Origin of the sequence: Leclercia sp. M50 (assembly GCF_037150775.1) — a bacterium.
In the GTDB taxonomy this organism is placed as follows: Bacteria; Pseudomonadota; Gammaproteobacteria; order Enterobacterales; family Enterobacteriaceae; genus Enterobacter.
Genome location: NZ_JBBCPK010000028.1, coordinates 38771 through 48066, shown reverse-complemented (window position 1 = coordinate 48066; position 9296 = coordinate 38771). Strand labels below are relative to the sequence as shown.

The window sequence follows — 9296 nt, the reverse complement described above, 5'->3', positions numbered from 1 at the left end:
CATATGGTGAACGGAACCCCCTCCACCGCCACATGTTCCACCACCCAGGCACCCCTGCCCCGCCCGGCGGCGCTACGCTTGCACGGGCCTACAAAACACAAAACCTGCACCAGCAAAATCACAGCACTGAAGAATCGTAAAAAGAATAAATGACTCACAGCGATGCCCGTGTCCGGCTGAAAATCGCCGAAGCGTTGACCGCAGGCCGGGGCGAGGCGCAGGGATGCGCCGAGAGGGGGCGACCTACAGGGATGTAGGATCGCCCCCGACCCGAAAGCCGAAGGGAATAAGCTGAGGGCACCGCGAAGCGGCGATTTTCGTTGCCGGGAGCCGGGGTTGCCAGGGGGGAGGCGGCGAGCCCCCCTGGCACGTTCACGGGTGACATAGTTAACAGAGAAGCAGCGAACATGAAGTGAACGGAACCACCACAACCGCCACATGTTTCGCCGCCCAGGTCCACACCCTGCCCCGCCCACGCCCGGCGGCGCTACGCTTGCACGGGCCTACAAAACACAAAACCTGCACCAGCAAAATCACAGCACTGAAGAATCGTAAAAAGAATAAATGACTCACAGCGATGCCGTGTCCGGCTGAAAATCGCCGAAGCTTTGACCGCAGGCCGGGAGCCGGGGTTGCCAGAGGGGAGGCGGCGAGCCCCCCTGGCACGTTCACCGGTGACGTGGTTTACAGAGAAGCAGCGAACATATGGTGAACGGAACCCCCTCCACCGCCACATGTTCCACCACCCAGGCCCCCCTGCCCCGCCCACGCCCGGCGGCGCTACGCTTGCACGGGCCTACAACATCCCCCCCATCACCCAACCGCCATCTCCCTGAGATGCTTCTTCAGCTTATGATACTCATCAATCACATACTGTTCCGCAGCCTGCTGGTCAGCAATCGGCTCCACACGCACGGCGCAATACTTATACTCCGGCGTTTTGGTAATCGGGCTCAGGTTCTCCGTCACCAGCTCATTACAAGCCCCAATCCACCACTGGTAGGTCATATAGACCGCCCCTTTGTTCGGACGATCGCTCACCTGCGCTCGGGTGATGACTTTACCTTTACGCGACGTCACCCACACCAGCGCTTCATCCTCAATACCCAGACGCGCGGCGTCCGCCGTGTTGATCTGCGCATAGCCCGGTTCATCGGCCAGCGCCGCCAGCGCCGCACAGTTCCCGGTCATCGAGCGGCACGAGTAGTGCCCCACTTCACGCACGGTTGAGAGCACCAGCGGATACTCCTCCGTCAGCTTGTCGATCGGCGCGACCCAGTCGCAGGTATAGAGCTGCCCCAGCCCGTTAGGGGTGGAAAATTCCTTCTCGAACAGGTAATCGGTCCCCTGATCGGCCTCGGACTCGTCGCGGCACGGCCACTGGATATAGCCCAGCTCGCCCATCTTCTCGTAGGTGGCGCCATAGAAATCCGGACACAGATGACGCAGCTCATCCCAGATCTCCTGGGTGTTGTTGTAGTGCATCGGGTAGCCCATCCGCGTGGCAATTTCGCTGATGATCTGCCAGTCCGTTTTCAGCTCCCACTTCGGCTCAACCGCTTTAAAGAAGCGCTGGAAACCACGGTCGGCGGCGGTGTAAACCCCTTCGTGTTCACCCCAGGAGGTGGACGGCAGGATCACATCCGCGGCAGCGGCGGTCTTGGTCATAAAGATATCCTGCACAATGACCAGTTCCAGCCCCTCAAACGCCTTACGCACCGCAGAGAGCTCGGCGTCGGTCTGGAGCGGATCTTCCCCCATGATGTACGCCGCGCGCACTTCTCCGTGGGCCACCCGGTGAGGCAGCTCGCTGATGCGATACCCGGTATGGGCCGGCAGTGAATCCACGCCCCAGGCTTTGGCAAACTTGGCCCGGTTTTCCGGGTTATTGATGTACTGATAGCCCGGATAGGTATCCGGCAGCGCACCCATATCACACGCGCCCTGCACGTTGTTCTGCCCGCGCACCGGGTTCACCCCTGCATACGGTTTGCCGAGGTTGCCGGTCAGCAGCGCCAGGCTGGTGAGCGACCGCACGGTTTCCACGCCCTGGTAGAACTGGGTCACGCCCATGCCCCAGAGGATCGCCGCGTTTTCAGCCGCCGCGTACATCCGCGCCGCCTGGCGGATCTCCGCCGCGCTGACCCCGGTGATCGCCTCGACCGATTCCGGCGTATAGCCTTCGACGATCTTGCGATACTCTTCGAAGCCCTCGGTACGCGCCGCCACAAAGGCGCGGTCGTAGAGTTCTTCTTCAATAATCACATGCCCCATCGCGTTAAGCAGCGCGATGTTGGAGCCGTTTCTCAGGGCCAGGTGCATATCGGCGATGCGCGCGGTTTCGATTTTGCGCGGATCGCAGACGATAATCTTCGCCCCGTTGCGTTTGGCCTTGATCACGCGGTTCGCCACGATAGGGTGCGAATCCGCCGGGTTGTAGCCAAAAATAAAGACCATGTCCGCTTTTTCAATGCCGACAATGGAGTTGCTCATTGCGCCGTTACCGACCGACTGGTGCAGACCTGCAACCGATGGGCCGTGTCAGACGCGCGCGCAGCAGTCGACGTTGTTAGTGCCGACTGCCGCGCGGGCAAATTTTTGCATAATGTAGTTGGTTTCATTCCCGGTACCGCGGGATGAACCAGTGGTCATGATCGCGTCCGGGCCGTGCTCAGCCTTAATGGCGCTGAGCTTGCTGGCAACGTAGTCCAGCGCTTCGTCCCAGGAGACGGCTTCCAGCTTGCCGCCGCGCTCGCGACGGATCATTGGCGTCTTCAGGCGCGGGGTGAGAATTTTGGTGTCGTTGATAAAATCCCAGCCGTAATACCCCTTCAGGCAGAGATCGCCCTGGTTGGTTTTACCCTGTGCTGCTTCAGCCTTGACGACTTTGCCGTTATTGACCACCAGGTTGATTTTGCAACCCGATGCGCAATAGGGGCAAACCGTGACGACTTTCTTCATCGGTGTTACTCCGTTGGTAATATGTCCCCAGCGGTATGCATTAACTATGCCAGCCTGAAAACTAAAATTAACTTATTGAAAATAAGAGGGATAAATGGCGGAAAGGGGTCCGTTCGTCAAAAGTGTCGTGACGAACGGACAGCGATGACGTTAGCGTACAACCAGGGCGTCGTAGCCTTTAAAGCGGTAGTTGATTAACGAGATAACCCAGCAGGCGACAAACAGCCCGACCACGATAAACCCGGCGTTACCGAGGTTATCGTTCAGCGCCGCGACGCCGTTCCACAGGCCACCTTCAAGGCCCAGCTTATCTGCCAGCAGGCCCAGCGCCTCCAGCCCGCCGATAAACAGCGCCACCACCACCGAGGTGCCGGTGATGGTCATGTTGTAGTAGAGCTTGCGCTGCGGCTTGTTGAAGGCCCAGCCGTATGCGCCCACCATAATCAGGTTATCGAGGGTGTCGATGAGCGCCATGCCGCTGGTGAACAGCAGCGGGAAGACCATGATCGCCCATACCGACATGCCGCTGGAGGCACCCGCCGCGGAGATCCCCAGCACCCCAATCTCGGTGGCGGTATCAAATCCAAGGCCAAACAGGAAGCCCACCAGATACATGTGCCAGCTGCGGGTGACCAGGCGAAACGCCGAGCGGAACAGCCAGTTCATTACCCCGCCGCGGGCAAACGACACCGTCTCCGGCACGCTTTCGCCGCGCTTCATTTTGTTAAAGCTGCCCCAGATGTCGCGCAGAATAACCAGGTTGACCAGCGCCATCGCCAGCAGGAAGAAGGCGGAGACCGCCGTGCCGATGGTGCCCCCGGTTTCGTGGAACCATGCCATATTGCGGCTGAACGCCGTGGCGGTGGCGGCGATGGCAATGGAGGCCAGCACCACAATCGTCGAATGCCCCAGCGAGAACCAGGCCCCCACGCCGCAGGGACGCTTGCCCTGCTGCATCATCTTGCGGGTGACGTTATCGATGGCGGCAATGTGGTCGGCATCCACCGCGTGACGCAGGCCATAGCACCAGGCCAGCAGGCTGGCCGCCAGCAGCGACGGCGTGGCGTGAAAGAGGTAGAACGCCAGACCCCAGGCGAGAATATTGGTTGCGATTAACGCCAGCATCAGCGCCAGGGCTTTGGGATGGTTATTGAAATATTTCATGTACATAGTCAGATCCAGATTCAAAGAAAAGTCGCGGCGGCAATCATTGCCTGCCCAAAAGCCACCGCCCCGTCACCGGCGGGAAGCCGCCCGGGAAACAGCACGGTAAAATCGCGTAGCCAGAACTGCAGACGTTCGCGCAGCAGGCGGTTGTGCAGCACCCCGCCGCTGCAGACAACGGTGGAGAGCGCCAGCCGCCGGGCATGTTCGCCCGCAAGGGTCGCCAGCCCCTGGGCCAGCGCGTCGTGAAAGGCCCACGCCCGGGCGTTGTCCGGCGCCTGCCAGCCGAGCCACTGGCGCCAGAAGGTGACCATATCCAGCTCGCCGTCGCGCACCGGCATCGTGACCGGGTGGCACTGCGGCGCGGCGCTCAGGGCCAGAGCTTCCAGCCGACAGGCGGCCTCCCCTTCGTAGCTGATCTGTTCCGGGGCGCAGTTGAGCGCCGCAGCCACGGCGTCAAACAGCCGCCCGGCGGAGGAGGCCAGCGGCGCATTCACCCCGCGTTCAATCGCCCGGGCCAGCGGCTGCCAGGGTTTGTTCAGAAGGCGGGCGGCCTCCGGCAGCGTCCGCCACTCGGGGACAAACGCCTGCCACTGGGCCAGCAGGTTGCGCCAGGGCTGACGCGCCGCCAGATCGCCGCCGGGCAGCGCCACCGTCGGCAATCCGCCCAGCTTTTTGCAGGTGCGGTAGTTCACCCGCAGGCACTCCCCACCCCACAGCGCGCCGTTTTCCCCCTGGCCGATACCGTCCAGCACCAGGGCGATGAGATCCCCGCCGTCCCGCGGCCAGCCGTGTTCCGCCATGCAGGCCGCGGCGTGGGCGTGATGATGCAGCACCTGATGCTGCGGATAGGGCATCTGCTGGCCGAGCTGCGTGGCGCGGTACCCGGGGTGGGCATCGGTCACCACCCGCTCGGGGGTAAACTGCCAGATATCCTGAATGGTGGTCAGAGCCTGCTGCCACTGACGTTCGGCATCGTCATCATGCAGATCCCCCAGATGCTGGCTCAGCACCGCCTGGCCGCCGCGCACCAGGCAGAAGGTATTTTTGCGATCCGCCCCCAGGCAGAGCAGCGATGGCGCCTGTTCAAAACCGGGCGGCAGGGGCAGCGCATCCGGCACAAAGCCTCTGGCGCGGCGCAGCATTTCCCCGCTGGCGCGCATCACCGAGTCGTCCATGCGCTGGACGATATCGCGGTTATGCAGCAGCCAGCCGTCGGCGATCCCGGCGAGATCGCGCAGCGCCTGCGCGTTGGTGAGCGCGGGCGGGCAGCCGTTCAGGTTGCCGGAGGTCATCACCAGGGGGCGATCGAGATCCTGCATCAGCAGGTGCTGGAGCGGATTGGCAGCCAGCATCACCCCCACCTCATTAAGCCCGGGGGCGATGGCCTCGCAGAAGAGAGTGTGTTTTGCCACCAGCACCACCGGCGCGGCCGGGGAGCGCAGCAGCGCCTGCACGTCGTCAGGCAGCCACGCGGCCAGGCGCGCGGGGATCATCACCGCCAGCGGCTTGGTCGGGCGGCGTTTACGTTCCCGCAGCCTGTTTACCGCCGCAACGTTTTGCGCATCGCAGGCCAGATGGAAGCCCCCCAGCCCTTTTACCGCCACGATCCCGCCCTGTTTCAGCATCAATATGGCGGCCTTCAGGGCGGCTTCCCGCTCCTCACGCGCCTCGCCGCACACCAAGCTGACCTGCGGCCCACATTCCGGGCAGGCCACCGGCTGGGCGTGAAAGCGCCGGTCCGCCGGGTTGCGGTACTCCGCCTCGCAGGCCGGACAGAGCGCAAACCCCGCCATGGTGGTGGCCGGGCGGTCGTAGGGCATCGCCCGGATAATGGTGAAGCGCGGCCCGCAGTGGGTGCAGTTGATAAACGGGTAGCGGTAGCGGCGCTCGCGCGGGTCGTTCATCTCCGCCAGACAGGCCGGACAGGTGGCGGCATCCGGCACCACCTGGGTGGTCATCTGGCTGTGGGCGCTGGCACGAATGGTAAAATCCACCGGAGGCTGCGCCCAGCGCCAGGGCTGCTCCTGGATATCGTCGATACGCGCCAGCGGCGGGCAGCCGACGGCAAGCTGGCGGATAAAGGCCTGCGCCCCACCGACGAGACGCACCTCCACCCCTGCCCCGTCGTTGCAGACGTCGCCCCTGAGCCCCAGCTGCTGGGCCACCTGCCAGACCCAGGGGCGGAACCCCACCCCCTGGACTTTGCCGCGAATGCGCACCCGCGTGCCGTTTGTACTCATTTAACTCTCCACCGCCTCACGCAGGCGGGTTTTCATGTCGCGATAGGTGGTCTGGGCGTAGCGTTCCGCCCAGGGCTGATCGGCAATGGCGTCGATTTTGACGGCGCAGTATTTGGTTTCCGGCGTTTTCGAGACCGGGTCGAGATTGTCCTGGGTCAGCTCGTTGCAGGCCCCGATCCACCACTGATAGGTCATGTACACCGCCCCCTGGTTGATGCGCTCGTTGACGTCCGCCCGGCTGATCACCTTCCCGCGGCGGGAGCTGACCCACACCAGCTGGCGATCCTGAACGCCCAGTTTTGCCGCATCCTGCGGGTTCATCTGCACAAAGCCCGGCTCATCCGCCAGGGCCTGCAGCGCGGCGCAGTTGCCGGTCATGGAGCGGCAGGAGTAGTGCCCCACCTCGCGCACGGTGCAGAGCACCAGCGGGTATGCTTCGTCCGGCAGTTCCGCCGGCTTGCGCCACGGGGCGGCAAAAAGCTGGCCTTTGCCGTTCGGGGTGTCGAAGCGGTTATCCGCATAGAGCCACGGCGTGCCGGGATGATCGAGGGTCGGGCAAGGCCACTGGACGTGCCCCATCTCGCCCATTTTTTCCCAGGTGACGCCGTAGAAGAGCGGGCAGAGCGCGCGCATCTCGTCCCAGATCTGCTGGTTGTCGCGATAGTGCATCGGGTAGCCCATCTCGGTGGCGATGAGGCTGATGATCTCCCAGTCGCGCTTGACGTTGCCTTTAGGCTCTACGGCTTTTTCAAAGCGCTGGAAGCCGCGGTCGGCGCAGGTAAAGACCCCGCCATGCTCGCCCCAGGAGGTGGCGGGCAGCAGCACGTCCGCCGCCTCGGCGGTTTTGGTCATGAAGATGTCCTGCACCACCACGAAGTCGAGGGCGTCAAAGCCTTTGCGCACCAGGCCCAGGTCCGCCTCGGTCTGGAGCGGATCTTCCCCCATGATGTAATACGCTTTGACCTTACCCTCCAGGGCGAGGTGCGGCACCTCGGTGATGCGCACGCCCACCTGGTCATCCATCCGCGCAGGATCAACGCCCCACGCCCGGGCGAACTTCTCCCGCACCTGCGGGTCGGTCACATCCTGATAGCCGGGGAACTGGTTGGGTATGACACCCATGTCGCAGGCCCCCTGGACGTTGTTCTGACCGCGCACCGGGCCGACGCCGCAGTGTTCGCGCCCGAGGTTGCCGGTGAGCAGCGCCAGCGTCGCGAGCCCTTTCACCACGTCCACCGCCTGCCCGAACTGGGTGACGCCCATCCCCCACATCACGGTGGCGGATGGCGCGGCGGCGTAGATGCGCATCGCATCGCGGATCTGCCGGGCGCTGACGCCGGTAATGCCCTCGACGTTTTCCGGGGCGTAGCCGCTGACCGTTTCGCGCAGGGCGTCCAGCCCCTCGGTGTAGCGGGCCACGTAGTCGGCGTTATAGAGGCTCTCGTCCAGCAGGGTGTAAATGAAAGCATTCACCAGCGCCATGTTGCAGCCGTTAGTAATCTGCAAATGCCGGTCGGCAATGCGCGCGGTTTCGATTTTGCGCGGATCGCAGACGATCACCCGTGCACCGTTCTGTTTGGCTTTGATCACCCGGCGAGCGACGATCGGGTGCGAGTCGGCGCAGTTGTAGCCGAAGATCAGCAGACATTTTGAGTGTTCGATATCGCTGATGGAGTTGCTCATCGCCCCGTTGCCCAGCGTCTCCTGCAGCCCGGCCACGCTCGGCCCGTGGCAGACCCGGGCGCAGCAGTCGACGTTGTTGGTGTTGAGCACCCCGCGGGCAAACTTCTGCATCACATAGTTGGTTTCATTCCCGGTGCCGCGGGACGATCCGGTGGTCATGATGGCGCCCGGGCCGTGGCTGGCTTTGATTTCACTCAGGCGTCGGGCGGTGTAGCGAATGGCCTCCTCCCAGGAGACCGGCACAAACTTGCCGCCTTTCTGGTAGCGGATCATCGGCTGGGTGAGGCGCGGCGTCAGCAGCCGGGTATCGTTGAGAAAATCCCAACCGTAATACCCTTTCAGGCACAGCTGATTCTGGTTGGTGACGCCCTGTGCGCCTTCCGCACGCACGATTTTATTGTTGTCGACGACGAGTTTTAATTTACAGCCCGCACCGCAGTACGGGCAGACGCTGGTGATTTTTTTCATCAGTAACAGACCTGCTAAAAGTGAAAAGAGAGGCAGAGGCTTACAGCATCTGCGAGGAAACCGAGTCCAGCGCCGCACGGCGGCGTTTCTCGAGACTCAACTGCTCAAGCTTCTGCCTGTCGATGCAGACAATGGCATTGGTCGGGCAGGCCTGAATGCAGGCGGGGCCGTCCGGCTGGTGGTAGCAGAGGTCGCACTTGTTGGCCTCGGCCTTCTCCGACATCACGTTCAGCCCGGCACCGATGCTGCGCACAACCGGACGCAGCACCACTTCCATCGCGCCGTACGGGCAGGCGACCACGCAGGTTTTGCAGCCGATGCAGCGCTCCTGATGGACGTGAACAAAATCGTTATCGCGGGTGATCGCCCCGTTCGGGCAGACGCTGGCGCAGGGAGCATCTTCGCACTGGCGGCACATGGTGGCCGTGGAGACGTTGACGCCTTTGATGACGTGAATGCGCGGCAGGAAGTTCTGCGGGGTCAGCGAGGCGCAGTCCTGGGTGTCGTGGTGCGACACCACGCAGGCCACTTCACAGGTACGACAGCCGATGCATTTGCTGGCATCGGCAATGATGAAACGGTTCATTCTTATCTCCGGGAATGATGATTAGCTTGCCGGAGGTATGCATAAATCGCGCCAGAAATTAATTTATTGAAATTTAACGGATTTATTTTGCAGGGGTGGCTGTCATCGACATAAGTGACGATGACAGTATTGGCGTATTTAGCATCCATGCCGGGCAAGCGAAGCGCCCCCGGCATGGACTTTCTGGAAGG

General features: G+C 62.6%; 5 protein-coding genes. All 5 read right to left on the bottom strand.

Annotated features, from left to right (window positions below; genetic code table 11):
* Positions 1 to 813: 813 nt before the first annotated feature.
* The 5 genes from fdhF (WFM46_RS09240) to hydN all read right to left on the bottom strand — a co-directional run bounded on the left by fdhF (WFM46_RS09240) (position 814) and on the right by hydN (position 9105).
* Positions 814 to 2961, bottom strand: coding sequence for a formate dehydrogenase subunit alpha (gene fdhF / locus WFM46_RS09240; RefSeq protein ID WP_336997483.1), 2148 nt, complete (start codon positions 2959 to 2961; stop codon positions 814 to 816).
* A 150-nt stretch (positions 2962 to 3111) separates the two neighbouring features.
* Complete coding sequence (locus WFM46_RS09235) at positions 3112 to 4131, bottom strand: HoxN/HupN/NixA family nickel/cobalt transporter (RefSeq protein WP_103178615.1); 1020 nt, start codon at positions 4129 to 4131, stop codon at positions 3112 to 3114.
* Positions 4132 to 4145: 14 nt separating this feature from the next.
* Positions 4146 to 6368 (bottom strand): carbamoyltransferase HypF, encoded by a 2223-nt coding sequence (gene hypF, locus WFM46_RS09230; protein ID WP_336997482.1) that lies wholly within the window; start codon positions 6366 to 6368, stop codon positions 4146 to 4148.
* On the bottom strand, positions 6369 to 8519 hold the full coding sequence (gene fdhF / locus WFM46_RS09225; protein WP_336997481.1) for a formate dehydrogenase subunit alpha: 2151 nt from the start codon (positions 8517 to 8519) through the stop codon (positions 6369 to 6371).
* A gap of 40 nt (positions 8520 to 8559) precedes the next feature.
* Complete coding sequence (hydN, locus tag WFM46_RS09220; RefSeq protein ID WP_142486855.1) at positions 8560 to 9105, bottom strand: electron transport protein HydN; 546 nt, start codon at positions 9103 to 9105, stop codon at positions 8560 to 8562.
* Between the last annotated feature and the right edge of the window lie 191 nt (positions 9106 to 9296).